The sequence below is a fragment of the Amycolatopsis xylanica genome (assembly GCF_900107045.1).
GTDB classification, from domain to species: Bacteria; Actinomycetota; Actinomycetes; order Mycobacteriales; family Pseudonocardiaceae; genus Amycolatopsis; species Amycolatopsis xylanica.
This window is the reverse complement of the sequence record NZ_FNON01000008.1, coordinates 193,385-218,538: the sequence shown is the minus strand read 5'-3', so window position 1 is coordinate 218,538 and position 25,154 is coordinate 193,385. Positions and strand designations below refer to the sequence as shown.

The following is a 25,154-nucleotide window of genomic DNA, read 5'->3' as shown; positions in this document are numbered from 1 at the left end:
GACGCGGTGGTATTTCGGGTAGCATTCGGAAATGCTCTCCGAATCCCCGGCCATCGGGCGGCTCATTCCCGCCGCGGCTTCGGCGGCGGAGATCTGGGGTGAGGATCCCGGCATCGCGCTGCACCCGGCGGAACGTGTCCTCGTCCAAGACGTCGGCGCCCGCAGGCTGCGCACCTTCACTACGGCACGCACCTGCGCCCGCCGCGCCTTGGCCGCGCTGGGGCATCCGCCCGCCCCGATCCTGCGTGGCCCGTCCGGCGAACCGTTGTGGCCGAACGGGATCATCGGCAGCATCACCCACTGCGACGGCTACAGCGCGGCGGTCGTCGCGCGTGCCGGGACCGTGCCCGCGCTCGGCATCGACGCCGAGCCGCACCGGCCGCTGACCGAAGGACTGCTCCCGATGATCGCGACCCGAGCCGAGCGCGACCGGCTCGCCCGGCTGCCGGACGGCATGCACTGGGACCGGCTCGTCTTCTGCGTGAAGGAGGCCGTCTACAAAGCATGGTTTCCGCTCACCGGTCAGTGGCTGGACTTCCACGAGGCCGACGTGACCATCGACCCGGCCGAGCGCACGTTCACGGCCCGGCTGCTGGTGCCTGGTCCTCGCGGGATCACCGGTTTCGCCGGGGCTTTCACGGTGGCGGGCGAAGTGGTCATCGCCGCCGTCCGCGATATTCGATTTGGTTAGGAGCTTTACCTGAATTCCGGGGGTGATTCCGGCCCGGGCGGCGGACTGGCCGGAATCACCCTCTCAAAGTCAGGGCGCGACGCTCCAGGTGATCTTTTCAATACCGTTGCCGAGCGTTCCGATCTTGGCGAAAGCGTCCTTGCTCAGTACCAGGTCGCCTTTTCTCTGCCCGCCGACCGCGTCGACGATCTGCACCTTGACCGTTCCCTTGGGGCCGGTCACCTGCACGACGACGCCGCAGTTGACGCTGCTCGAGTGCTCGCTGCCGTACTGGGCCAGGTTCAGCGCGGCGATGTTCCCCTTGGGCAGGCTCGGTAGGTTGGCCGACTTTTCGCAGGCCACGTCGTCCCAGCTGGCCGAGTAGTCGCTGGTGTACTTGGCGACGCCCTGGTAGGTCGCCGTGCCCAGGTTGCCGGAGTAGGGCGCCGCCATGGCCGACGGGGCGAGTGCGAGCATGGCCGCGGACACGGCGAAGATCGCGTAACTGACGCGCATTGAAGAAACCTTTCAAAGGGAATGGAAAAGGGGAATACCGAAATGGTGGCGATGGCCGCGGCAGGGCATACCGCCCGGCCGCCCTCGAGGTCGCCGAAAAGAAGAATAACCTTCACAACAACAGTGTTATAAGCCGCCATACGGGCGACAGGCAAAGCCGCTCGTTGCGAATCGCGAAACGTATTGTCCAGCCAGGCCCGGCCTCGTAGACGGTTGGTCGCTTACCGGTCGGCCGACCGAGCGTCAAGCTGGCGGATCCGCCAATTCCCTGACGTCCCTGATCTTTCGACACCGGGCCGATCCCTGATGTCCGTGCTGTCGCGAGTGGACATCCTCGTGACATGAGAACAGCACTCACCGCACTGGCCACCGCCGCCGCGCTCACGCTCACCGCACTGCCCGCGCTCGCGGATGACGTCCCCGAGATCCCGCCCATCAACGAAACCGCGCTGCGCGCCGCGATCGCCGGCCTGCCCGACATCGACACGACCGGCGCGCTGGTCCGGATCACCGGGGAGAAGGGACAGTGGTCCGGCACCTCCGGTGTCTCAGATCTCCGCAGCGACGCTCCGGTCCGGCCGGACGGCTACTTCCGCATAGGCAGCACCACCAAGGTCTACACCGCCGTGATGGTGTTGCAGCTCGCGCAGGAGCACCGGATCGACCTCGACGAGCCCGTGCAGCGCTACCTGCCCGGACTGCTCCCGGCGGACTACCCACGGATCCCGGTGTACACCTTGCTCGACCACACCTCCGGCCTGCCTTCGGTGGACATCCCGGAGCTTTACGATCCACAGTGGATTCTCCGGCACCGGTACGACCACTGGAGTCCGCGCCAGGTGGTGGAAACGGCGTTGAGGCACCCGATCGACTTCCAGCCGGGCACCGCGCAGAAGTACACCAACACCGCGTACGTCACCGCCGGGATGCTCGTCGAGAAGGTCACCGGCCGGTCCTACGCCCGGAATCTGCGTGAGCGGATCACCGAGCCGCTGGGCCTGTGCCACACCTACTACCCGAACGACGATCCCCGCCTGCCGAACCCTGCGGCTCGCGGCTACCTCAACGTCGACGGGGTCGACCTCACCGGCATCCACACGGACATCGTCACACGGGACGGGTCGAAGTTCGCCGACGTGACCGAGATGAACCAGTCGATCCCCGGCGCCGCCGGCGCCATCATCTCCACCGCGGCCGACCTGGACGCGTTCATCACCGGGTTGTTCGACGGCCGCCTGCTCGGCGCGGAGATGATGCCGAGGCTGTTCACCGTGCCCCAGGTGCCCATGTTCGACGGCAAGGGGATGGCGACCTACAGCCAGGGCCTGATGAGCCTCAAGCTGACCAAGGACCTCACGGTCTGGGGCAAGACCGGCAGCCGCTACGGCTACTCGAGCGGCGTCTTCGCGACCCGGGACCTGAGGCGGAAGGTGGCCTACTCGGTCAACGCCACCGTCAAGTCACCCGACGGCCAGCCGCGGATCGTCCAGCAGATCGCGGCGGCCGCGGTCACCCCTCCGCCCGCTCATCCTTGAGCAGCGCGGCCGGAACGGTGAACTCGGCGGTCAGGCCGTCATCGTCGTTGCCGCGCAGGCTGACGGTGATGCCCTGCCGCCTGCTCACCAGCGCCACCACGTCCAGCCCGAGATGGGTGCCCGCCCCGAGGTCGATCTCGTGCGGGGTCACCAGCCTGCTGTTGGCCTTGCCGAGCTCCGGCTCGTCCAGCCCGAGCCCGGCGTCGGCGATCTCGACCTTCAGATCGCCCTCGTCGGTGGCCTTCACCCGCAGGATGACCTTCGTGTCCGGCGGCGAGAACGAGGTCGCGTTGGCGAGCAGCTCGGTGATCAGGTGGACCAGGTCGAACACGGCGTCGCCCACCACGGCGAACCCGATCACCTGGTGCACCTCCACCCGGGTGTACTCCTCGACGGCCGACACGGCCGCACCCAGCACGTCCTCGAGCGGGGCCGGCCGATCGACCTGCCGCGGATAAGGAGCGCCCGCGAGCAGCAGCAGGCGCTCCTGGTTCCGCCGCATCAGGGTCGCCATCTGGTCCAATTCGAACAGCTTGGCCAGCCGGTCAGGGTCCTCTTCGGTCTGTTCCAGCCGGTCGATGATCGCCAGCTGCCGGTCGATCAGCGGCCCGATCCGCTGCGACATCTCGGTCGAGAACGTCAGCAGCGCCTGCGACACCTGGGTCTTGTCGGGACCGGTCTTGTCGGGTTCCGGCTCCCGACGGCGCTTCACCACGACGATCGGCACGGCCGCGCCGACCGCCGCCCCGGCCAGCCCCCACAGCGCGTAGTGCCACATACAAGCAGAAAGTACGCGGCCAGTGCCCCTGCGTCGATGCCTCAGCCGCTATTTCGCCCGCAGCATCCCCCGGAACGCGTCCCGGTGAGCCCACGCCAGGTAGACCTCGGCCGCCGCGATCGCCCCGGCGAGCACCAGCCCCGACGGCTCCAGGAAGACGTGGAACGCGAAGATCCCCACCACGATCGGCGCCAGCACCGCCAGCGCCAGCGGCACGAACCGGTTCAGCAGGAACAGGATCCCGGCCACGAGCTGGACCCCGGCGACCAGCGGCAGCATGTACCCGGTCTCGAACAGGGCGACGGTGAACTTCAGCGCGCCCTCGGGCAGCCCGCTCGCGTCACCGGGCATGAAGTTCAGGAACCCGTTCGCGCCGGTCACGGTGAACAGCAGCCCGACGAGGCTCCGGACGGTGGCCGTGACCACGCGGACGGGGGTCTTGACCTGGGTGGAGGTCTTGACCTGGGTGGGGGCGGCGATGGTGGCAGTCATTGGTTTCTCCTTCAGTTCGGCTTCTTACCCCTGCGTCGAACGGCCACCGCCCCCGATCGACACCCGCCGCCGGAAATCTCGCGCTTCACTCGATCGGCCTAACGCGCCCCTGGGGGTCGTGAGTGATGCGGCCGGTTCTAACCGGTCTGAACACTCACGACCCCCGGGGCGTGTCACAGATCAGGGCGGTGCCTTGTCCTAGCTGTTCGCAGGCGTTCCGGAGCGGCCGGACGCAGGACGTAAGGAGCCACTCATGAAGGTCGTCGTGATCGGCGGGACCGGGCTGATCGGGTCGACTGTCGTCGCCCGGCTCACCGAACACGGGCACGACGCGGTGCCCGCCGCCCCCTCGACCGGCGTCGACACGATCACCGGGCAGGGGCTCAAGGAGGTGCTGCAGGGCGCGGACGTGCTGGTCGACGTGTCGAACTCGCCGTCGTTCGCCGATGACGACGTGCTGGCCTTCTTCACGACCTCCACCGGCAACCTGACCGCGGCCGCCGACGCCGCCGGCGTCGGGCACTACGTCGCGCTGTCGGTCGTCGGGGCCGAGCGGGCGGCTGACTCGGGATACATGCGGGCCAAGGTGGCGCAGGAGAAGCTGATCCGGGAGTCGGGGCTGCGCTACTCGCTGGTGCACGCCACGCAGTTCTTCGAGTTCGCCGCCGGGATCGCGGACAGCGCGACCGCCGGCGGCGTCGTGCGGCTGCCGGACGGCGGGGTGCAGCCGGTCGCGGCCGCCGACGTCGCCGCGGTCGTCGGGCGGACCGCGGTCGGGGACCCGCTCGACGGGGTCGTCGAGATCGCCGGGCCCGAGGTGTTCGGCCTCGACGGCTGGATCCGCACCGTGCTCGCGGCGAAGAACGACGCGCGTGAGGTCGTGACCGACCGGGAGGCCCGCTACTTCGGCGAGAAGCTGGGTGAGCGGACGCTGCTGCCCGGCACGGGTGCGCTGATCGGGCAGGTCCGGCTGGCCGACTGGCTGAACTGACCGTCAGGGTGATCCGATGTCTCCGCGACGGCAGGGCCGCCGCGGAGACATCCCCGGACGTCAGCCCGCGGCCGCTCGCGGCCTGGTCCGGTGCTCGGCGCGGTTCGCGATCGCGACCCTGAAAGCGCTTACAAGAAGCTCCGCGAAGTCTTCCTCTGCGTACGGGACGGGGACCCGTTCGGCGTGCGCGTCGGCCATGGCCTGTGCCACGGGGGTGACGCTGTCCATGGCCTGCGCCAAAAAACGCAGCGCGGTGGGTAGCGGGATGCCCGCCGCCGCCATGTCGATCGCCGCGCGCATCACCTCGGGCGATGCCGCGCCGGACTCCGGGGACTCCTGGCCCGCGCCGAGCATCGCGGCGATGGAAACCAGGTTGAAGCCCTGCTTCTGCAGCGACGCGATCTGCTCGAGCCGTCGCATGTGCACGGGTCCGTAAAGCGCGAACCTGCCGCTTTTCGCGGGCGCGGGCAGTAGTCCTCGTGTCTGATGCGCGCGAATATTGCGTACCGACATGCCAATGGCCGAGGACAGTTCTTCGATCGTATAGCCGTTCGCCGATACCATGTGATATCTCCCTTGACCGCGCTCGATGGAAACATGGCGCTGATCGGGACACCAGGCAGAACCACCGGCAGAACCGCAGGTGGAGGGAACTGCCGGTCGGCCGTGGTAATTCAAGTATGCACCAGTTCGAACGTATGCACGGATCTATGCAAGCGATTCCCAAAAACGCCGGTCTCACCTACTTTCGTAGGGGCCGAATTACGCCGTTCGGTGGATCTTGGTGTATTAAATGCCACTGTTGGGGATTAAATGCCCCCGAGACATCCGATGTCTCGGCACAGCCCTGGAGGTTCCATGTTCTGGAAGCGGATCGCGGCCGCGTCGGTGGTCGCGGCCAGTGTGGCCACCGCCGTCGTGGTGTCGCATGAGGACACGACCGGTCCCGCGATCGAGGCCGTCGCCTCGACGGTTCCCGCGTTCGACCACATCGTGCTGGTGATGTTCGAGAACAAGAAGTACTCGTCCATCAATGGCAGTTCCAGCGCGCCGTACTTCAACAAACTCGCCTCGCAGAGCGCGAAGTTCACCAATTCGTTCGCGATCACGCACCCGAGCCAGCCGAACTACATCGCGTTGTTCTCCGGCTCGACCCAGGGCGTCGACAGCGACAGCTGCCCGGCCAACCTCGGCAGCAAGCCCAACCTCGGCGCGCAGCTGATCGCCGCCGGCAAGAAGTTCACCGGCTACTCCGAGGCGATGCCGTCCGACGGGTACACCGGCTGCAGCAGCGGCACCTACAAGCGCAAGCACAACAGCTGGGTCGACTTCAGCAACGTGCCGTCGTCGAGCAACAAGCGCTTCTCGTCGTTCCCGAGCGACTTCACGAAGCTGCCGCACGTCGCCTTCGTGACCCCGGACATGTGCAACGACATGCACGACTGCGGGATCGACACCGGCGACAGCTGGCTGAAGAACAAGCTCGACGCGTACGCGCAGTGGGCGAAGACGCACAACAGCCTGCTGATCGTCACCTTCGACGAGGACAGCAACACCTCGGTGAACCAGATCTTCACCACGTTCACCGGCGCGCACGTCAAGCCGGGCAGCTACGGCGACACCATCAACCACTACTCGGTGCTGCGCACGATCGAAGCCTCGTTCGGCCTGCCCGGCATCGGGAACGCGGCCGGCAAGTCGCCGATCCTGAGCGTCTGGCAGTAGCCCATGTACCTGTCGACCATAGGCCGCAAGGACAACCCCGGCGGGCTTTCGCGGCGCTCGCTCGGCGCCATGAGCGGGAACGTGCTGGCGCTGGGGACGGTCAGTCTCGTCACCGACATCTCGTCGGAGATGGTGACCGCCATCCTGCCCGTGTATCTCGTGCTGGGCCTGCACCTCAGCCCCGCCGCCTACGGTCTGGTCGACGGGCTCTACACCGGTGCCACGGCGTTCCTGCGCTTGATCGGCGGGTACGTCGCGGACCGGGTCAGACGGCGCAAGGCGGTCGCCGGGTTCGGCTACGGGCTCTCCGCGGTGGCCAAGCTCGGCCTGCTGGCCGCGGGCTCGTCCGCCGCGGCGATCGGCGTGGTGCTGACGGCCGACCGCACCGGCAAGGGCCTGCGCACCGCGCCGCGCGACGCGCTGATCACGCTGTCCGCGCCGGAGGACATGCTCGGGCGCGCCTTCGGGGTCCATCGCGCGATGGACAGCGTCGGCGCGTTCGCCGGGCCGCTGGTCGCGGTGGGTGTGCTCGCCGCGGTCGGCTCGTCCACCGGCGTGGGCGGCTTCGACGCCATCTTCGTCACGAGTTTCTGCATCGCCGCGATCGGCGTGCTGCTGCTGTGCCTGTTCGTGCGTGACCGCCGGGGCCCGCGTCCGCCCGCCGGCACGGTCTCGCCCCGCGCGGTGGTGGCGTTGCTGCGTGGTCCCGGGGTACGGCGCCTGCTGCTGGCCGCTTGCGTGCTCGGCATGACGACCATCGGCGACGGCTTCGTCTACCTGTTGTTGCAGCGTAAGGAAGACATCGCCACCGGCTGGTTCCCGCTGCTCGCGGTGGGCACCAACCTGGCCTATCTGCTGCTCGCCGCGCCGCTCGGCGCGCTGGCCGACCGGGTGGGCCGCCTGCCGGTGATGCTCTGCGGGTACGGCCTGCTCGCCACCGTGTACGTGCTGCTGCTCAGCCCGATCTCGGGCTGGCCGCTCTTCGTGTTCACGCTCGGCTGTTACGGCGCGTTCTACGCGGCGACCGACGGCATCCTGATGGCGCTGGCCGGGCCGCTGCTGCCGGAAGCCTTGCGCACCACGGGGATTTCGATCGTGCAGTCCGGGCAAGCGCTTTCTTACTTCGTCTCGTCCGTCCTTTTCGGACTGGCGTGGCAGGTGTGGGGAGCGGGCACCGCGATCACCGTCGCCGCGTGCACCGTGGGCGCCGCGATCGTGATCACCTTCCTGCTGCTCGCCCCGCGACGCAAGGAGGTGACGGCATGACCACGCGCACCCGGATCTGGATCGCCGTCGCGGGCGTACTCGCGCTCGCCGTGACCGCCATCGTCTACATCGGACTGAGCGGCTCGCGCGGCCAGGCCACCGCCGCCACCGGCGTGGTGACGCTCGACGGCGGGCGCCTGGTGTTCCGCAGCACGGCCGACGGCGAAGCCGGGCGCGTCGCCACCGTCGCCACGAACGATCCCGGCGGCGCGCGGTCGGTGTCGGCGTTGACCTGCGCCAGGGTGTACGCCTCGAGCGGGACCGGGATCTGCCTGCGCGAGGAGGGCGGACTGAGCACGTACCAGCTCGTCGTGCTCGACAAGCAACTCGCGGTCACCAAGGAGATCCCGCTGGTGGGGCTGCCCAACCGGGCCAGGGTGTCCGCCGACGGGAAACGGTTCGGCTGGACCGTCTTCGTCACCGGCGACTCGTACAACGGCGGCCGGTTCTCCACCCGCGCCGGGATCCTGGACAACACGTCCGATCTGCTCGAAGGCACCCTCGAAGACTTCGCCGTGACGGTGGACGGCAAGCCGTACCAGGCGGCCGACCTCAATTTCTGGGGTGTCACCTTCACCTCGGAGCAGAACCGGTTCTACGCGACCATGTCCACCGGCACCCACCGGTACCTGGTCGAAGGCGACCTCGCGACGCGCACGATCCGCACGCTCCGCGACAACGTCGAATGCCCTTCCCTTTCCCCGGACGGAAAGCGCGTCGCCTACAAGGCGGCCGTCGACGGCGATCCTGCCAAGGGGTGGCGGATCTCCGTGCTCGACCTCGCGTCCGGCACCATCACCCCACTCGCCGAAACCCGCAGCGTCGACGACCAGCCCGCCTGGCTCGACGCGGCGACCATCGGCTACGCGATCCCGCGCGGCGGCGGCCATTCCGATGTCTGGTCCGTGCCGTCGGACGGAACCGGCGCACCGCGCCTGCTCATCCCCGAGGCGGAATCCCCCTCGGCACTTTAGAATTCCCGGAGGTAGCAATGAAGCGATACCTGGCGCCCGTCTCACTGGCTTTGGCGGCTGGACTCGTGCTGACCGGAGCGGCTTCGGCCGCGCCCGACAAGACCACCGTCTTCATGATGGACGACATCACCGCGGTGTTCGAGCAGGGCGCCAACGCGCCGCAGTACGGCAACATCGAGAACGACAAGGACGGCTGCGGCTGGACCGCGGGCTGGATCGGGTTCTGTACCGCCACCGGCGACATGCTGGAGCTGGTCGAGAAGTACAACAAGGCCAAGCCGGGCAACGTGCTCGAGAAGTACACCCCGACGCTGCGCAAGCTCGCCGACTCCGGCAGCGACAGCGTCAAGGAGCTGGGCAGCAAGTTCCCTGGCGACTGGAAGACCGCGGCCAAGGACAAGTCGTTCCAGCAGTTGCAGATCAAGGTCGGCCATGACATGTACCTGACCCCGGCGCTGACCATGGCGAGCAAGATCGGCATCAAGACCAACCTGGGCATCGAGAACCTCTTCGACACCGCACTGATGATGGGTCCCGGCGCTGGCGACTGCGACGGCATGCCCAAGATCGTCAAGGAGACCACGGCGGCCGCAGGCGGCACCCCCGCGTCCGGCAAGAACGAAAAGGCGTGGCTCAAGACCTACAACGAGATCCGCGTCAAGCACATGAAGAAGCCCTGCACCCCCGGCCGTGAGAACGACTGGCCGCAGGCGGTCGACCGCTCCGAGGCGCTCCAAAAGCTGTCCGACACCGGCAAGCAGGACCTGCGCGCGCCGCTGACCATCGGCGCGGGCTACGACATCACCATCACCAACCCCCACGACTGACCGGCGAACGGGGCTCGCCGGGCGCGCCGAACCCGGCGAGTCCCGTGTTCGTCAGCGCCGGATCGCGGCCCGCACGGCCTCCAGGAACGGAAGCAACTCCGGCAGACCGGCCAGCTCGGCGGCCGAGTACGTCCAGGAATGCGACGACCCCGGCGCTTCCGGCGTGCCGTGGTGGAACGTGACGGTCCGCCTGCCCTTGCGGTCGGGGTCGGTGACCTGGAGGTACATGTGCTCCACGTGGAAGCGGACCGGGGTGGTGCCGAAGATCTCGAACACGCGGCCGTCGAAGGTGTACAGGTGCTGGCCGACCCTGGTCGTGATCTCGCCTTCCATCCGGCGACCGTAACGACCCACCACGCCACCAGGGTCGTGACTTTTACCGACGCACGCGCAGGGGTCGTGAGTGGTACGGCCGGTTCTAACCGGCCTAAACACTCACGACCCCGATAATTCGGTGGCGTGCCACGGGATCGGGCGAGGATGATTCGCGCGGTGAGCGACAGACCCGAAGTCCGTGTCGTGGCCGGGAAACTGCGTGGCACCCGCGAGTCGGGTGTCGCGGTCTTCCGTGGCATCCCGTTCGCCGAGCCGCCGGTCGGCGAACTCCGCTTCGGGCCACCCGAGAAGGCCAAACCCTGGGACGGCGTGCGGGAGGCCGCCGAGTTCGGCGCGCCGCCACCGCAGGCCGGGGCGTTCGGCATGGACGCGCTGGCCGAAGCGGGGGATGACTGGCTGACCGTCAACGTCTGGTCTCCCGAACCGGGGCCGGACGCCAGGCTGCCGGTCATGGTCTGGATCCAGGGCGGCGCCTACGGGATCGGCACGTCCGGCCTCCCCGAATACGACGGCGTCAGGCTGGCGAGCGACGGCGTCGTCGTGGTGACGTTCAACTACCGCGTCGGGATCGAGGGGTTCGCTCAGCTCGAAGGGGCGCCTGCCAACCGGGGGCTGCTGGATCAGGTGGCCGCCCTGGAATGGGTGCGTGACAACATCCGGGCCTTCGGGGGTGATCCGGACCGGGTGACGGTGTTCGGGCAGTCGGCGGGTGGTGGGTCGGTCGCCTCGCTGCTGGTGATGCCGCGGGCGGAGGGGCTGTTCCGGCGGGCGATCGCGCAGAGTGTGCCGGGGACGTTCTTCGCGCCTGAGCTGGCCGCCGACATCGCCGGGGCGTTTGCGGGCGAACTCGGGCTGCGGCCTACGGTCGACGATTTGTCCACTGTGGACCCCAAAACGCTGCCGTCCGCCGGGGACGCGGTGACCGCCAAGATCAAGCAGTGGGCGGGGAGCTGGGGGCAGGCCGCGCATCGGTCGATCCCGTTCGCGCCCGTTGTCGACGGGGACGTCCTGCCGACCACGCCGTGGCGAAAGACTCGGGATGTCGAGATCATCGCCGGGCATACGCGCGATGAGCAGCGGCTCTTCAGCGTGATCGAGGACGGGTCGGCCGAGCTGGAGTTCCTGGCGCCGGACCCACGGAGGTACCGCGAGAGTTTCCCTGGAGCGGGCCCGGAAGAGTTGCGAGAGCTGGTCAACTCGGACTGGTTGTTCCGCATGCCGACGCTCCACCTCGCCAACACGGGACGCACCTACCTGTACGAGCTGACGTGGTCTGGGCTTCTCGGCGCTTGTCATGGCTTAGACGTCCCGCTCGTCTTCGGAAACCTGCGAAGCGGGCAGCCCGCCATGCTGATCGAGGACGTGGCCGCCGCCGAAGCGGTGTCCGCGGACATGCGTGCGGCGTGGATCGCGTTCGCTACGCACGGCGATCCCGGTTGGCCCGCTTACGAACCCGAGAAACGGCTTACGCGGATCTTCGACACACCGTCGACCATCGCCACCTACCCGGAAGAGACGTCCCGGCTGCTGTGGCAGGACCACAGCTTCGAGCCGCTCCCTCTGCTTTATTGAGGGGCAGGTCGAATAGGGCGTGTTCCGGGGCTGGCCGGTGGTGGATTTCCTTGGCCGGGTTCGATGTGGTTGCGCTGTGAAGCGAGGGGCCTTTTGAGTGCGTGGTAAGCACTCCGGGGTCCCCCTCGCTGCGCGATCAAGCTCGGATCAGGGTGGGTGTCGGCGCGAGTGGTACCTCTGCTGCGTCTAACGGAGCAGAGGTACCACTCGCGCGAGCCTTATCAGCCGTGACGTTACGGATCGGGTTTCGGTGGCGGAGCGGCAATATTGCCCTCGCCGCGGCACCGCGCCGCCGGTCATCATCACCGCATGAGCAGGCAGGCGTCGATCGGTGGCCGCGGCTCGCGGTTCATGCATCGCGTGCTGGCCGTGTGCTTCTGGCTGCCCGTGCTGATCGTGCCCGCGCTGTTCGTCTTCGGTGAGCTCGACCTGACGTGGTGGCAGGCGGCGCTCGTGATCGGGGGTGTGCTCTTCTCGGTGTTCCTCGGCTTCTCGAGCTGGTGGGACGCGGACGAAGAGAGGGACGACACCGCGCGGTTGCTCGCGGCGGGACGCCAGGCCGTCGCCGAGATCCTCGAGGTCGAGGTGGAAGATTCCCTTGACGACTCAACGGAAATGGCGGTGCTGAGGCTGCGGATCGCCGGTCCGGAGGTGCCGTCGTTCGACGCGTGGTGCCGGGCCGCGAACCAGCCCGAGTTCCGGGCCGGCGTCCGGCTGAAGGCCACCGTCGACCCGGCCGACAACCTCTTCACCCTCCGGCCGCTTTAGGCTGCGGATCATGATCCTTCGCCACGTGACCATCGACTGCGCCGATCCGTACGAGCTCGCGGGCTTCTGGAGCGCGGTGACCGGCTGGCCGATGTCCGATGAGGACGTTCCCGGCGATCCGGAGGTCCTCATCGAGGCTCCCGCGCCGGCGCCCGGCTTCCTGTTCATCCGCGTGCCGGAGGGCAAGACGGTGAAGAACCGCGTCCACTTCGACTGGATGCCGACCGAGCGCACGCGCGACGCCGAAGTCGAGCGCGTGCTCGGGCTGGGCGCCACGCTGCACGAGGACCACCGCAAGCCCGACGGGCGCGGCTGGGTCACCCTGCTCGACCCGGAGGGCAACGAGTTCTGCGTCGAGCGCAGCGCGGGGGAGCGCGGCTGACCGCCGGTGTCATCGGGATTTCATCGGCACTCAATAGCGTCGCCGCCATGAAGAAGAAACGGACTTCAGTACTGCTGGCCGGGCTGCTGATGGCGGCGGGGATCTCGCTCGCGCAGGCGCCGGCGGCGCAGGCGGCTTCGTGCGACGGCACCTACACGATCGTCGTCGGCGGCACCGGCAGCTCGTGGAACAACGACGGGTTCACCGGCAACATCCAGCAGCACGTCGGCTACCCGACGGCCATCCCCAACGGCGCCAGCGCCCGCGCTGGCGTCAACGAGCTGAACCGGCTGCTCCGCGACCAGCGCGCCGCCTGCCCGTGGCAGCACGCGAAGGTGGCTGGCTACTCGCTCGGCGCCGCGGTCGTGCACATCTGGGTCACCGAGAACTGGCAGACGTTCGACAACGTCAACGCCATCCTCGTCTCCGACCCCAAGCGCCAGGCCCCGCCCGGCGCCAACGGCGGCAGCGTGCCCTTCGGCGGGGTCGTCGGCGCTCCGCTCGCCGGTGCCGACCGGTTCTTCGGCAATGTGCCGGTGAAGTCGATCTGCCACTGGGACTACGTCTGCGACGAGTCCGCGGGCATTTGGACCTACCCGCACAACCACGTCAACAACTATCCCAACGACTTCAACGTCGATCACCACAACGACAGCGCTCACGAGCAGTGGTACAACGGCGCCTGGCAGCCCTGGTAGGCACGAAAAAGATGCCCTCGGCCTTCTCGAGGGCATCTTTTCTGTGCGAAAGCTAGGCGGTCTGCGTGGCGGCGGCGATGATCACGTCGGCGACGGCGCCCGGCTGTGACACCGAGACGGCGTGCGAGGCGTCGATCCTGGTGATCTGCGACGAGGCGCGCTTGGCCATGAATTCCTGCGCCGCGGCGGGAATCGCGTTGTCGTGGTTGGCGATCAGCGCCCAGGACGGCAGCTTCGTCCACGCTGGGACGCCGTCGAACGCCGCGCCCAGCGCCTGCTCGGCGACGGGCCGCTGGGTGACCGCCATGATCGCGGCCGTCTCGGCGGGCACGTCGGCGGCGAACACCTCCGCGAAGTTCTCCGGCTTGATCGACAGCTCGGGCTTGCCCTGTGTGACAAGGACATTCGTGGTGTCCGGCCCGAGCTTGCCGCCGGGGAACCGGCCGGACAGCTCGAACACGCTCTCGCCGTTGTCCGGCTGGAACGCCGCGATGTAGACCAGCGCCCGCACGTTCGGCGTCTCGGCGGCCGCGCGGCTGATCAGCGCGCCGCCGTAGGAGTGGCCTGCCAGCACGACCGGGCCGTCCACGCCGTTGACGACGTCCGCGACGTAGGCCGCGTCGGACTCGACACCTCGCAGCGGGTTGGCGGCGGCGATCACCGGGTAGCCCTGCTCGCGCAGCTTGGCGACCACGCCGGTCCAGCTGGACGAGTCGGCGAACGCGCCGTGGACCAGGACGATGGTGGGCTTGGTGGCGGTCATGGTGACTCCTTGGGTCTTGCGGGAGAACGAACGGTCTTTCTGGTAACTATCCTGGGGTGCGGGGAGGCTTGTGGCAACGTGATGAGCAAGACCTTGTGGAACGAACGTTCTTTCTCTAAGGTGCGGACATGAGGACCGAGGTTCACCCCAGGGAGCGCCTGCTCGAAACCGCGGCGCGCCTGTTCTACACGGAGGGCATCCACGCTGTCGGCGTCGACCGCCTGACCTCGGAAGCGGCCGTGACCAGGGCGACCTTCTACCGGCACTACCCGAGCAAGGACGATCTCGTCGCCGCCTACCTGACGCTCACGAGCGAGCACATCCGCACGGCCGTCGCCGCCGCGCGGCAGCACAAACCCGCGCTGGAGGCGCTCGTCGACACCATGGCCGTCGTCGGCGACGCGACCACTGGCGAAGATTTCCGCGGCTGCCAGTTCCTCAACGCCGCCGCCGAGTATCCGGACCCGGCGCACCGGGTCCGCCAGGTCATCGACGAGCACCGCGCCTGGTTCTCCGGCGTGCTCCGCGACCTGTCGGCCACGCTCGGCCACCCCGATCCCCAGCACGCCGCCCGCGTGCTGGTCCTCCTGCGCGACGGCGCGCTCAGCGGCGGCGACCTCGACGACGCCGAGACGGTCCGCGCGACCCTGCGCCGCGCGGTCACCGAGTTCGCGGGATCGCCGCGATGAGGGGCGTGGTGATCCAGTTCGGCGCGGTCATGATGTGAGACCGTACCCGGATGCGCGTACTGGTGGTTGAGGATGAACGGCGGCTCGCCGAGTCCTTGCGGGCGGGCCTCACGGCGGAGGGGTACGCCGTCGACGTCGCGAACAACGGCCGCGACGCGCTGTGGCTCGCCGGGGAGCATCCGTACTCCGCGATGATCCTCGACATCATGCTGCCAGGGCTCAACGGCTACCGCGTCTGCCAGCGCCTGCGCGCCACCGGGGACACCACGCCGATCCTGATGCTCACCGCCAAGGACGGCGAGCACGACGAGATCGAGGCGCTCGACACCGGCGCCGACGACTTCCTGCCCAAGCCGTTCTCCTACCCGGTGCTGCTTTCCCGGCTGCGGGCGCTGATCCGGCGCGGCGGGTCCACCCAGGCCGGTCCGCTGCGGCTGGGCGATCTCGAACTCGACCCCGGCACCCACCGGTGCCGTCGCGGCGAGACCGAGATCCCGTTGACCGCCAAGGAGTTCGCGCTGCTCGCCTATCTGCTGAAGCGGCCTGGCGAAGTGGTGACGAAGGGCGAGCTGCTCGAGAACCTGTGGGACTTCGCGTCGACCGCGACGGCCAATGTGGTGGAGGTGCACATGAGCGCGCTGCGGCGGAAGATCGACACCCCGTTCGGCACCGAGACCATCAGGACCGTGCGCGGCGCCGGCTATCTGGTGGTGCCGCATGCTGCGTGACCTGTGGCGGTCGACGCGGTTCCGGGTCGCGGCGGCGGCCGCGTTGTCGTCGATGATCGCGCTCGGCGCGACTGGGGTCTTCTTCGTACTGCAGGCGCAGGATCGGCTCGAAACGAACGCCATCCAGACGGCCAAGCAGCGGGTCTACCGGATCCAGGAGCTGCTGAACTCGGGCACCCCGGTGGACAAGATCAACAGCAGGATCTCCGACATGATCTACGAGATCGTCGATCGTGAGGGAAAGCGACTGGCGAGCTGCCCGGTGCCCTGGGAAGGGCAGCCGCTGCTCGCGGGCGGGAAGTATGGCGGAGTCCACTTCGTCACCTTCGAGCTGTACCTGATCGACGGCAACGTGCGGGATCAGGTGATGAATTGCCTGCCCGAGCTGTACGCGTATGTCATGCGAGACCACCCGGATCGGGTGGACGAGTCGCAGCCGATTCCGCTGTACACCGCCACCGGCCGCTCCGAGGACCAACGCTACATGGTGTATGCGGCGGCCACGCCCGACCCGGCCGCGCAGTGGGGGGCCGAGACCACCAAGACCTGGCTGCTGATCGCGGTTCCACTGGTGTCACTGCTGATCGGCGTCATCGCCTGGTTCGCCGTGCGCAGATCGCTGCGGCCGGTCGAGGCGCTGCGCGCGGAGGTCGCCGAGATCAGCGCGCACGACCTCGGCCGCCGGGTGGCCGAGCCCCCTGGCCGCGACGAGATCCCGCGGCTGGCCGCCACCATGAACACCATGCTGGCCAGGCTGGACACCGCGGTGACCAGGCAGGTCCAGTTCACCGCCGACGCCTCCCACGAACTGCGCACCCCGCTCACCACCATGCGCAACCAGCTCGAAGTGCTGCTCACCTATCCCGAGCAGATCGAATGGCGGCGATCCTGCGAGAACGTGCTGCTCGACGTCACCAGGATGGAAGAGCTGGTCGCCGACCTGCTGCTGCTCAGCAAGCTCGAAGGCGCCGAAACCGGCAAGTTCGCCCCGGTGCCGCTGGCCGAGGTGGTCGAAGCCTGCCTCACCGGCCGTGAGCCGAGGGACGGCGTCACCATCACGTCCGAAGTGGACAGTGCGGCGGTGGTTCCGGGCAACCGGGTCCGGCTCACGCGGCTGCTGCGCAACCTCGTCGACAACGCGGAACGCCATGCGAAGTCGAGTGTGCGCGTCGCCGTGTCCATTGTGGATGACGAGTGCGTGCTGACCGTGGCCGACGACGGCGCGGGAATTCCCGAGGCCGACGCCGAGCGCGTCTTCGACCGGTTCGTGCGGCTCGACGACGGCCGCGACCGCGACGAAGGCGGCTCCGGGCTCGGGCTCGCCATCGTGGCCGAGATCGCGCACGCGCACGAGGGCACCGTGTCCATCGCGGGGTCCGTGGTGACCGTCCGGCTGCCGCGCGCGGAAAGCTGAAGACGGCTTCAGCTTCCTTAAGCGAGGCTTCAGCGTCACTGGCTGAAGCTGCGCCGCATGACATCGATGATCTTCGCGCGGCGGCGAGGCGAGCTGCTGCTGATCGTGAGTGCGGTCGTGGCCGGGATCGCGGTACTGGCCGCTGTCTGCAGTTTCGGGCCGATCGACCTGGAGGTCTACCGGTTCGGCTCGCAGGCGCTGGTCGCGGGCCACGACCTGTACGGACCGCTGCCCGCCACCCGTGCCGGGGTCTCCTTGCCGTTCATCTATCCGCCGTTCGGCGCGCTGGTGCTGCTGCCGCTGGCGATCCCGCCGCTGGCGGTGGCCTCGGTGCTGCTGACCGTGCTGACCATGGCGTCGCTCTGGGCGGCGCTGCGCGTGGTCATCCGTCGCTTGTGGACGGTCGCACCCCGGAGGGCCTCGCTGGCCGCACTGGTCTTGACCGCGCCGTCACTCGCGCTGGAGCCGGTCCGGAGCACCTTGTCGTTCGGGCAGATCAACATGCTGGTGATGGCGCTGGTGGTCGTCGACTGTCTCGCCGAGAAGCCGCCATGGCCGCGGGGGATGCTGGTCGGGATAGCCGCGGCCATCAAGGTCACGCCCGCCGCGTTCCTGCTGTTCTTCTTGCTGCGCAAGGATTTCCGGGCCGCGATGACGGTCGTCGCCACCGGCGCCGCCGCCAGCGCGTTCGCCTTCGTCATGGCGCCCGGCGCTTCGCTGAAGTACTGGTTCAGCGGTCAGCTGACCGGCGCCGGTGGGCTCGCCGCTTCACCACTGCACACCAATCAGACGATCGCGGCGGCGCTGCGCAGGCTGCACCTGCCGCCGGACGGGCTGCTGTGGTGGGTGCTCGCGGGGCTCGTGATCATCGCCGCCGTGCTCGTCATCCGCCGCGCCGAGCCGCCGATGGCGGTCATGGTCACCGCGGCCGCCGCGCTGGTGATCTCGCCGATCTCCTGGTCACACCACTGGGTGTGGATCGCGCCCGCGCTGCTGGTGTTCGCGAAGTCCGCGCCACGGTGGCTGACGGTCACGGTCGCCGTGGTGTTCGTCGCCGGGCCGTTCATGATGCTGCCGGGCGGCGGCGATCGTGAACTCGCCTGGTCGGCTTGGCAGCACGTGATCGGCAACGTGTACCTGATTCTCGTCCTGGCCTTCCTGGCCTGGCAGCTGTTCGGTTCTCGGCAGCTCGCGGCAGGTCGACACGAGCAGCAGGAGCACGAACAGGATCCCCACGATCACCAGGCAGCCACCGCCACCACCGCCGGACTTCGGGTGTGACCGGTACTCGGCCATGGTTTTCCTTTCGGGCCTGCCGGGCGGCCCCCTCACCGCCCGGCAGGCGCACGGTCACGGGTGCTGGAGCCGCTGCAGGATGAGCGGGACGAAGTGGTCCATGTCGGCCTGCAGGCACGGCTGCTGCGCGTGCTTGCCGTTGCAGCCGGGCGCCCAGGTGCTGCCGTCGCCGTAGTCGGCGAAGTAGTACGGGATGCCCGCGGCGTTGAGGTTGGCCGCTGTCACCAGGTTGGTCTCCCTGGCCCGGTTCTCGAAGACGGCCTGGATCGGGTTGTCCAGCAGGTTGCCGCCGTTGCCCGTGTACATCGCGACGCCCATGCCACGCAGCGACGCCACGTGCTGGGCCGGGCTCTGCGCGTTCCAGATCCCGTCGAACGGCCAGATCGGCGGGCCGAAGATCGCGTCGGCTCCGACGGTCGGGACGCCGGCGCTCGAGTCGACCGAGGTGCCGATCACCGCGGCGCGCACCTCCTGGCTCAGCAGGTCGAGACCGCCGGACAGCGCGCCGACGTAGCTGAACAGGTCCGGCCGGTGCTCGGCGTAGTGGAACGCGCCGAAGCCGCCCATCGAGTGCCCGACGACCGCCCGGCCCTCTTTGGTGCCGATCGTCTTGAGGTTGGCGTCGATCAGCGGGATGACCTGGCCGAGGTGGAAGTTCTCCCAGTTCTGCGGCCCGACGGCGCCGGGGTTGACCCAGTTCGAGTACCAGCTGCGGACGCCGTTGGGCGCGACCGTGATCAGCGGGGTGTTCTTGGTCGAGCGCTCGGTGATCTGCAGGTTCGGCACCGTGTTCGGCCGGTCGGGGTTGCCGTGCAGGTTCAGCAGCACGGGGTACCGGGTCGCGGCCGCGTTGTCGTAGCCATCGGGCAGGGTGACCATGATCAGGTGCTGGCCGGCGATCTGGCCGGGCAGCAGGGTGGGCGTCGGCACCTGATCGGAGCTCACGCTGAAGGTGAACGTGCGGCGGCCCTCGCTCTCCTCCACCCAGGCAGGCTGCTGGACCACGGTCAGCCCGAAGCCGTTCTCGAAGTGCGGCGGGGCCGCCGGATCGGCGACGGCGGCGGGCGCGGTCACGGCCGAAGCGAGGGCCAGACCGGCCACCACGGCGGCCGCGGCGCTTGAGCCCCGGAAACGCGTCTTCATCGAATTCCCACTCTTTTCGCAGGTAGGTCACAAGGTTGACGCCGTTGATGCTGGCGTTCGCACTGGTCAGGAGACCAGGTCGGGAACCGGCCATTTACGGCCGGTATCCCCGCTATGGTCGATCACGGTAGAAAATCACGCCGATGGCGAGGGGCGAGGGCATTTGGCGAGCGAGTTCGGCACGCTGCTGCGGCGGTTGCGGCGGCAGGCGGGGATGACGCAGGAGCAGCTGTCCGAACGGTCCACCGTCGGCGTGCGGACCATCCGCAGGCTCGAGACCGGCGACCCGACCGACCCCCGGCTGGGCACCGTGAAGCTGCTCGCCGAAGCACTCGACATCTCTCCGGCCGAACGCCGCAAGCTGCTCTCCGAAGCCGGTGAAGAGGAACCGGAAGAGCCCGCGCCGGAGCCACGGCCGCGCGACGCGCTGACCGACGCGGCCGACGAACTCGCCAGGGTGGTCGGTGGCCGCTGGCAGCGCGAGGAGGAGCAGCGCCGCATCCACGACCCGTTCCCGCTGCCGGTGCGATGGCAGCCGGTGTCCGCGCTGCTCACCGATCACGACGACAACATCGGCCGTGCCCCGGCGGGTGCCGCGGCCGTCCCGCTGAACCTGACCGGCTCGCTGGACGACATCGACGGCACCTACCGGCGGATCCCGTCGCGGCGGCTGGTGGTGCTCGGCCGGGCCGGCTCGGGCAAGACCGTGCTGACGCTGCGGTTCGTGCTCGACTACCTGCGCACGCGCGTGGCAGGCGAGCCGGTCCCGGTGATCTTCAGCCTCGGCTCCTGGGATCCGACGGCAGGCACCTTGCGCGACTGGCTGACCGCCCAGCTGCTCCGCGACTACCCGGGCCTCACCAAGAGCGCTCCCGGTCATCCGTCGCTGGCCGCCGCGCTCGTCGAGGCTGGCCACATCCTCCCGGTGCTGGACGGTTTCGACGAGCTCGCCGCCGGTCTGCACGGCCCCGCGCTGGAGGCGCTCAACGCGACGACGCTGCCGCTGCTGCTGACCAGCAGGCCTGGCGAGTACACGGGCGCGATCGCGGCCACCGACGTGCTGACCGGCGCCGCCGGCATCGAGCTGATCGACCTGACCCCCGACGACCTGGCCAACTACCTGCCCCGCACCACCCGCCGCAACGCCGAGGGCGGAACGGTCTGGGATCCCGTGCTCGCCGAGCTCCGTGACGGCCGCGCCGCCGACCTCGCGGCCGTGCTGACCACTCCGCTGATGGTGGTGCTGGCCAGGACCGTCTACAGCGACACGCCCGGCCAGGACCCGGCCGTGCTGCTGGACACGACCCGGTTCCCCGATCGCGAGTCGCTCGAAGACCATCTGCTCGGCAGCTTCGTGCCGACCGTCTACCGGCAGCAGCCCGGCGCCGCGCAGCCGCGCCAGGGCTGGGAAGCGGACCGCGCGCAGCGCTGGCTGGGGTATCTCGCGCGGCACCTCGACAAACTCGAGACGCGTGACCTGGCGTGGTGGCAGCTCGGCACCGCGCTGAGCCGCTCGTCGCGCATCCTCATCGTGGTGCTGGTCGCCTCGATCACGACGGCGGTGTTCGACTGGCTGTTCTTCCTCCCGTTCGACGTGATCAACTTCGGCGCCGGGCTCGGGCTGCGCGCGGGCCTCATCGACGGCCTGCTGGTCGGCCCGGTGGTCGGCCTCGGCTTCGGCCTGGTCTACGGGCTGATGGTGGTCGTCGGCGGGACGGTGTTCGAGCCGTCCCGGATGCGCGTGCGGCTGTTCGGCCGAGGCGATCGGGGTGGCGGGCTGGCCAGGAGATTCGTTGTCCGGATGGGTGCCGGGATCCTGGGTGGTTTCGTGGTCGGCCTGGGATACGGCCCGGTGACCATGCTGGCGCGCCTGCTCATGTTCGGCTTCCCGGAAGAACTCGGCTGGGTGGTGGAGGCGGCGGGCATCAACATGATCACCACCGGCCTCATCTTCGGGCTGGCGGCCGGCCCGGTCTTCGGGCTCGCGACCGTCCTCGAGGCGCCGCTCGACCTGAACGCGGTCACCAGCCCGGCCGGCCTCGTCGCGGCGAACCGCACGACCGTCCTCCGTCAGGTGCTGCTGCTCGTGCCGCTGCTCATCGTCGCGATCATGGTGATGGGCTGGGTCGTGGTCGGCCTGCTGCAGGGGGTGCTGGGTGAACTGGTCTGGACGCTCAGCGGCGGCCTGCTCACCGGCGCGGTCGGCGGGCTCGGGGCGGGCTTCGCGTACGCGTTCGCGTTCACCGCGTGGGGACAGTGGGTGATACTGGCGCGGGTCTGGCTGCCGCTGACCGGCAAGCTGCCGTGGGCGATGCTCGCGTTCCTCGAAGACGCCTACCAGCGCGGGGTCCTGCGGCAGGCGGGCGCCGTCTACCAGTTCCGCCACGCGCGGCTCCAGGATCACCTGAGCCGCACTCACCCGGCTTGACGATCGGGGAGGGGTCCCGGCCGCGGTACTGACAATTGGCAGGCATGGACCTCGCACCCGAGTACCGGCCGGGCTTCCTGGCTGAACCGGAGCCCGCGCCTCGCGATCCGCTGGCCGTCGCTATCGGCAACGCTTCACTGCTCGGCGTCGGCTATCTGCTTCTCAAACGGCGTGGACTCGCTGTTCTCACTTGGCTGATCACGCTCACGCTCGTGATCATGCTCGCCTCGGTTCGCGAGGTCTGGGTGGAGATCACCGCTCTCGTTTGGTGGCTTCTTTCGATCGTGCACGGCTGGTCGCTGGCGACCAAGCACGGCTCGCGGGTGGGATGGCAGCGCAGGGTCGCGTTGCTCGTCACGGTCCCGGTTCTCCTGGCCGCGGGACTGCTCAGGTTCGGCGCCGCGACGATCGAGGACACGGTCACCGAGGCCCGCGAAAGCGGCGACTGCGCACCCGCGCTGGCCGCGATCGACCGGCTGTGGCTCGGCCACCGCATCGCCGACGGCCCGCTCACGCTGCGCGGCGAGCGCACCGCCGAAGCGTGCCACCGGCTGTCGAACGCCGCCGGGCTGCTCGCGACCGGACTGAGCGGCGAACCTGTCGCCCTGCAGGCCGGATTCGAGTCGTTGAGCGCTGTGCTCAAAGACCTGCCAGGGCACGAAAAGATGGTCGGCAAGACACTCGACGGCTTCCTCGCGGGCTTGCCTGCCAAGAATCCTTGCGAGAGCGCCAAAGTCACCGACTGGCTTCGCGCCCGCCCGTTCTCCAACAACGACCTGGACCGGTCCGTCGAGGCGATCGGCCGGACCGAGCCCGTCACGCTCGTCGGCTGCGGGGACCAGCTCGTGGCCGCCGGCTCACTGGAACCCGCGCGGGCGCGGTATCAGCAGTACCTCGACCACTACCGCGGCCGGGACCGCGACCTCACGGCCAAGGCCGAAGAAGGCGCCCGGAAAGCCACCCTGGCGATCGAACTCGCGAATGTCCGTGACCTGCTGGCCGGTGCGTATGGCACTTCAGAACCCAGCTACTGCAAGAAACCCGCGCAATACAGCGGTGCGCCGTCGTACGCGAAGGGACCGAATCGCACGCTCATGTACGGCGACACCGCGTACACGGGCAACCTGCCCGCCGAGTGGCGGGCGTCGGGGCCCGAAGACGCGGCGCTGATCGTGTGCGTCGGCAAGGCCGAGTACGGCACGCCGGTCCGGACCTGCCCGTACACGAGCCAGGGGAGTATCCGCGGTTTTCCCACGAACGTGACGTTCAAGAAGATCGTGATCCCGATCCGCGCCTATGAGCTGCGGACCGGCAAGCTCGTGGCCGACACCCGCCCGGAGATCGGCGGCACGAGCTGTCCCCAGACCATCCACTACTCGCGCTACGGGCTGTCCGTCGACATCGGGCCGCCGTCGGAGATGTACGTGACCCCGGCCGACGCCGACATCAGGGCGGCCTTCGCGGCGGTCGTCAGCCCGTGACCCGGCGCGCGGGAGCGACCGCGGCCACGCCCGCGATGGTCGCGACCAGCACGCCGGCGAGCTGGATGACGGTGCCGATCGAGGTGGCGATGCCGTAGTCGCCGGTCAGGTTGGGGATCCCGGTCGGGCTGAGCAGGAAGCCGATGATGATGAACAACCCGAGCGCGGTGCCGATGAGCGGCGCCCAGCGCCACTTGACGAGCGCGATGAAGATCGTGCCCGCGCTCAGGATCAGGATCCCCGGCGGCGGGTAGAACGGGAAGACGACCCCCGACGCCCACAGCATCGCGATGCCGACGGCGCCGGTCAGCAGGCCGATCATGGTGAGCACTCGAGCGTTCATGATTTCTCCTTCGATCGGGTAGGCGCTCAGCATGTCCGCGCGGCCGGGGGCGCGGCGTCCGCCCGGTGTCGTCTCTTCGCGGTACGTAAGGTGGCGTAGAGCCGCCGGGAATCGCCGGAGACAGATGGACGTTGAACCTCTGCGAGGAGAGTGAGGACATGACTGTGACCAGCGAGAAGGCCGTGCTCGCGGGCGGCTGTTTTTGGGGCATGCAGGACCTGATCCGCAAGTACGACGGCGTGCTCGCCACCCGGGTGGGCTACACCGGCGGTGACGTGCCCAACGCCACGTACCGCAACCACGGCACGCACGCCGAGGCCATCGAGATCCTGTTCGACCCCGAGCGCATCACCTACCGCGCGCTGCTGGAGTTCTTCTTCCAGATCCATGACCCGACGACCAAGAACCGTCAGGGCAACGATCTCGGCCTGAGCTACCGGTCGGCCATCTACTACACCAGCGAAGAGCAGAAGCGCGTCGCCGAGGACACCATCGCCGACGTCGACGCGTCCGGGCTCTGGCCTGGCAAGGCCGTCACCGAGGTCGAGCCCGCCGGGCCGTTCTGGGAGGCCGAGCCGGAGCACCAGGACTACCTGGAGCGCTACCCGAACGGGTACACCTGCCACTTCATCCGCCCGGACTGGAAGCTTCCGGCACGGAAGACCTCTTCAGCGGGCTGAGTTTTCCTGGGTCGTGAGTGTTCCGGCCGGTTCTAACCGGCCGGAACACTCACGACCTTTTTGCTGTGGTGGCGAGGATGTCCAGGTAGTGCTGGTTGACCATGATCCCCAGTATGTTGCCGAACGGGTCGACGACCGACGCGGTCACGAAGCCGGGACCCCGTTCGACGATCTTGTCGTGCACCGTGGCGCCGAGTTCGAGTAGACGGTCCAAAGTGGCCTGGATGTCGTCGACGGCCCAGTAGGTCACCGCGCCGCCGGGGCGATCCGCCTTGCCGTGCGGGGAAAAGCGGCTGTCGACGATGCCGAACTCGGCCTGGTAGTCGCCGATGCGGAACTCGACGTACGCGGGCGGGCCGTCGAGCGGGCGGACGAAGTACGGCTCGACGCCGAAGAACTCCGTGTACCAGGCCGCGGCGGCCGTCACGTCGTCGGCGAAAACGGTGAATGTGGTGAGTCCTCGCAACATCGGGGGCGTCCTTTCGATCGGTGTCTGTTGAGGACCACCTTGCCGCCCAAAGTGCTCACCAATTGAGCACTTTTCGGAGAAATCTAGCGCTTGCGATCAACCTGAAAGTTACTCACAAGTACGTAGTGACTTGACTTACTCCTGCAAGTATAACTTGTTCTTATCTGCCAACAGTGAGGAACGTCACATG

The 25,154-nt window shown here is 68.6% G+C and carries 27 protein-coding genes; 18 read left to right on the top strand and 9 right to left on the bottom strand.

All coding sequences use genetic code 11. The features are described 5' to 3' along the window. Positions 1 to 31: 31 nt before the first annotated feature. Positions 32 to 691 carry a 4'-phosphopantetheinyl transferase family protein gene (locus BLV57_RS32560; protein WP_091296039.1) on the top strand — a complete coding sequence of 220 codons (660 nt, stop codon included), beginning with the start codon at positions 32 to 34 and terminating at the stop codon, positions 689 to 691. 69 nt (positions 692 to 760) lie between these two features. Here BLV57_RS32560 and BLV57_RS32555 read toward each other — a convergent pair whose 3' ends face one another. Further along, a complete protein-coding gene (locus tag BLV57_RS32555; RefSeq protein ID WP_091295550.1) occupies positions 761 to 1,186 on the bottom strand; it encodes an RlpA-like double-psi beta-barrel domain-containing protein in 426 nt (141 codons plus the stop codon). Positions 1,187 to 1,527: 341 nt separating this feature from the next. On the opposite strand from BLV57_RS32555, the gene BLV57_RS32550 reads away from it, so the two are divergent. Further along, positions 1,528 to 2,721: a serine hydrolase domain-containing protein gene (locus BLV57_RS32550; RefSeq protein ID WP_091295548.1), complete on the top strand. Its 1,194-nt coding sequence runs from the start codon at positions 1,528 to 1,530 to the stop codon at positions 2,719 to 2,721. Here the strand turns inward: BLV57_RS32550 and BLV57_RS32545 are convergent. Together BLV57_RS32545 and BLV57_RS32540 are read right to left on the bottom strand one after the other, a co-directional pair. Next, positions 2,696 to 3,499: a sensor histidine kinase gene (locus BLV57_RS32545; RefSeq protein WP_091295546.1), complete on the bottom strand. Its 804-nt coding sequence runs from the start codon at positions 3,497 to 3,499 to the stop codon at positions 2,696 to 2,698. The genes BLV57_RS32550 and BLV57_RS32545 overlap by 26 nt on opposite strands. A 48-nt stretch (positions 3,500 to 3,547) precedes the next feature. Further along, on the bottom strand, positions 3,548 to 3,991 hold the full coding sequence (locus tag BLV57_RS32540) for a hypothetical protein (RefSeq protein WP_218134926.1): 444 nt from the start codon (positions 3,989 to 3,991) through the stop codon (positions 3,548 to 3,550). A gap of 253 nt (positions 3,992 to 4,244) precedes the next feature. On the opposite strand from BLV57_RS32540, the gene BLV57_RS32535 reads away from it, so the two are divergent. Then, positions 4,245 to 4,982, top strand: coding sequence for an SDR family oxidoreductase (locus tag BLV57_RS32535; protein ID WP_091295543.1), 738 nt, complete (start codon positions 4,245 to 4,247; stop codon positions 4,980 to 4,982). Between the two features lie 60 nt (positions 4,983 to 5,042). On the opposite strand, the gene BLV57_RS32530 is transcribed toward BLV57_RS32535, so the two are convergent. After that, positions 5,043 to 5,546: a MerR family transcriptional regulator gene (locus BLV57_RS32530; RefSeq protein WP_091295542.1), complete on the bottom strand. Its 504-nt coding sequence runs from the start codon at positions 5,544 to 5,546 to the stop codon at positions 5,043 to 5,045. A 294-nt stretch (positions 5,547 to 5,840) separates the two neighbouring features. Here BLV57_RS32530 and BLV57_RS32525 point away from each other — a divergent pair, with 294 nt between their 5' ends. Genes BLV57_RS32525 through BLV57_RS32510 form a run of 4 tightly spaced genes read left to right on the top strand, consistent with a single transcriptional unit; the run spans position 5,841 to position 9,774 of the window. After that, on the top strand, positions 5,841 to 6,707 hold the full coding sequence (locus tag BLV57_RS32525; protein ID WP_091295539.1) for an alkaline phosphatase family protein: 867 nt from the start codon (positions 5,841 to 5,843) through the stop codon (positions 6,705 to 6,707). A 3-nt stretch (positions 6,708 to 6,710) separates the two neighbouring features. Beyond that, positions 6,711 to 7,973, top strand: a complete 1,263-nt coding sequence (locus BLV57_RS32520; RefSeq protein ID WP_091295537.1) for an MFS transporter — start codon at positions 6,711 to 6,713, stop codon at positions 7,971 to 7,973. Next, complete coding sequence (locus BLV57_RS32515; RefSeq protein ID WP_091295534.1) at positions 7,970 to 8,947, top strand: TolB family protein; 978 nt, start codon at positions 7,970 to 7,972, stop codon at positions 8,945 to 8,947. Before BLV57_RS32520 ends, BLV57_RS32515 begins: the two co-directional genes overlap by 4 nt. Before the next feature lie 17 nt (positions 8,948 to 8,964). Beyond that, positions 8,965 to 9,774, top strand: coding sequence for a chitosanase (locus tag BLV57_RS32510; protein WP_091295533.1), 810 nt, complete (start codon positions 8,965 to 8,967; stop codon positions 9,772 to 9,774). Positions 9,775 to 9,825: 51 nt separating this feature from the next. On the opposite strand, the gene BLV57_RS32505 is transcribed toward BLV57_RS32510, so the two are convergent. Beyond that, entirely contained in the window at positions 9,826 to 10,107 is a 282-nt protein-coding gene (locus BLV57_RS32505; protein WP_091295530.1) for a hypothetical protein, read from the bottom strand. Between the two features lie 159 nt (positions 10,108 to 10,266). Between BLV57_RS32505 and BLV57_RS32500 the strand changes: the two genes are divergently transcribed. From BLV57_RS32500 to BLV57_RS32485, 4 genes are all read left to right on the top strand, one after another. After that, complete coding sequence (locus BLV57_RS32500; RefSeq protein ID WP_245757615.1) at positions 10,267 to 11,682, top strand: carboxylesterase/lipase family protein; 1,416 nt, start codon at positions 10,267 to 10,269, stop codon at positions 11,680 to 11,682. A gap of 309 nt (positions 11,683 to 11,991) precedes the next feature. Further along, entirely contained in the window at positions 11,992 to 12,450 is a 459-nt protein-coding gene (locus BLV57_RS32495) for a hypothetical protein (protein ID WP_143047199.1), read from the top strand. A 10-nt stretch (positions 12,451 to 12,460) separates the two neighbouring features. Then, the gene (locus BLV57_RS32490; protein ID WP_091295523.1) at positions 12,461 to 12,832 is read left to right on the top strand and encodes a VOC family protein; all 372 of its coding nucleotides are present in this window, start codon (positions 12,461 to 12,463) and stop codon (positions 12,830 to 12,832) included. Positions 12,833 to 12,879: 47 nt separating this feature from the next. Next, the gene (locus BLV57_RS32485; RefSeq protein ID WP_091295520.1) at positions 12,880 to 13,530 is read left to right on the top strand and encodes a cutinase family protein; all 651 of its coding nucleotides are present in this window, start codon (positions 12,880 to 12,882) and stop codon (positions 13,528 to 13,530) included. A 52-nt stretch (positions 13,531 to 13,582) separates the two neighbouring features. Here the strand turns inward: BLV57_RS32485 and BLV57_RS32480 are convergent, their stop codons facing one another. Further along, the gene (locus BLV57_RS32480; RefSeq protein WP_091295517.1) at positions 13,583 to 14,293 is read right to left on the bottom strand and encodes an alpha/beta fold hydrolase; all 711 of its coding nucleotides are present in this window, start codon (positions 14,291 to 14,293) and stop codon (positions 13,583 to 13,585) included. A 128-nt stretch (positions 14,294 to 14,421) separates the two neighbouring features. On the opposite strand from BLV57_RS32480, the gene BLV57_RS32475 reads away from it, so the two are divergent. Genes BLV57_RS32475 through BLV57_RS32460 form a run of 4 tightly spaced genes read left to right on the top strand, consistent with a single transcriptional unit; the run spans position 14,422 to position 18,405 of the window. Further along, positions 14,422 to 14,982, top strand: coding sequence for a TetR/AcrR family transcriptional regulator (locus tag BLV57_RS32475; RefSeq protein WP_091295514.1), 561 nt, complete (start codon positions 14,422 to 14,424; stop codon positions 14,980 to 14,982). Positions 14,983 to 15,032: 50 nt separating this feature from the next. Beyond that, on the top strand, positions 15,033 to 15,710 hold the full coding sequence (locus tag BLV57_RS32470) for a response regulator transcription factor (protein ID WP_091295512.1): 678 nt from the start codon (positions 15,033 to 15,035) through the stop codon (positions 15,708 to 15,710). Then, positions 15,700 to 17,124, top strand: coding sequence for a sensor histidine kinase (locus BLV57_RS32465; protein ID WP_091295509.1), 1,425 nt, complete (start codon positions 15,700 to 15,702; stop codon positions 17,122 to 17,124). Before BLV57_RS32470 ends, BLV57_RS32465 begins: the two co-directional genes overlap by 11 nt. Positions 17,125 to 17,181: 57 nt before the next feature. Next, a complete protein-coding gene (locus tag BLV57_RS32460) occupies positions 17,182 to 18,405 on the top strand; it encodes a glycosyltransferase 87 family protein (RefSeq protein ID WP_091295506.1) in 1,224 nt (407 codons plus the stop codon). Positions 18,406 to 18,474: 69 nt separating this feature from the next. Here the strand turns inward: BLV57_RS32460 and BLV57_RS32455 are convergent, their stop codons facing one another. After that, entirely contained in the window at positions 18,475 to 19,563 is a 1,089-nt protein-coding gene (locus BLV57_RS32455) for an alpha/beta hydrolase (RefSeq protein ID WP_091295503.1), read from the bottom strand. A 163-nt stretch (positions 19,564 to 19,726) separates the two neighbouring features. Here BLV57_RS32455 and BLV57_RS32450 point away from each other — a divergent pair, with 163 nt between their 5' ends. Further along, positions 19,727 to 21,991 (top strand): helix-turn-helix domain-containing protein, encoded by a 2,265-nt coding sequence (locus BLV57_RS32450; protein ID WP_091295501.1) that lies wholly within the window; start codon positions 19,727 to 19,729, stop codon positions 21,989 to 21,991. Between the two features lie 44 nt (positions 21,992 to 22,035). Further along, on the top strand, positions 22,036 to 23,472 hold the full coding sequence (locus BLV57_RS32445; protein ID WP_091295498.1) for a hypothetical protein: 1,437 nt from the start codon (positions 22,036 to 22,038) through the stop codon (positions 23,470 to 23,472). On the opposite strand, the gene BLV57_RS32440 is transcribed toward BLV57_RS32445, so the two are convergent. After that, positions 23,462 to 23,815 (bottom strand): hypothetical protein, encoded by a 354-nt coding sequence (locus tag BLV57_RS32440; RefSeq protein ID WP_143047198.1) that lies wholly within the window; start codon positions 23,813 to 23,815, stop codon positions 23,462 to 23,464. The two genes, BLV57_RS32445 and BLV57_RS32440, sit on opposite strands and share 11 nt — an antisense overlap. Positions 23,816 to 23,973: 158 nt before the next feature. Between BLV57_RS32440 and msrA the strand changes: the two genes are divergently transcribed. Then, on the top strand, positions 23,974 to 24,495 hold the full coding sequence (gene msrA / locus BLV57_RS32435; RefSeq protein WP_091295493.1) for a peptide-methionine (S)-S-oxide reductase MsrA: 522 nt from the start codon (positions 23,974 to 23,976) through the stop codon (positions 24,493 to 24,495). A gap of 49 nt (positions 24,496 to 24,544) precedes the next feature. Here the strand turns inward: msrA and BLV57_RS32430 are convergent, their stop codons facing one another. Continuing rightward, positions 24,545 to 24,964, bottom strand: a complete 420-nt coding sequence (locus tag BLV57_RS32430) for a VOC family protein (RefSeq protein ID WP_091295491.1) — start codon at positions 24,962 to 24,964, stop codon at positions 24,545 to 24,547. Positions 24,965 to 25,154: the final 190 nt, after the last annotated feature.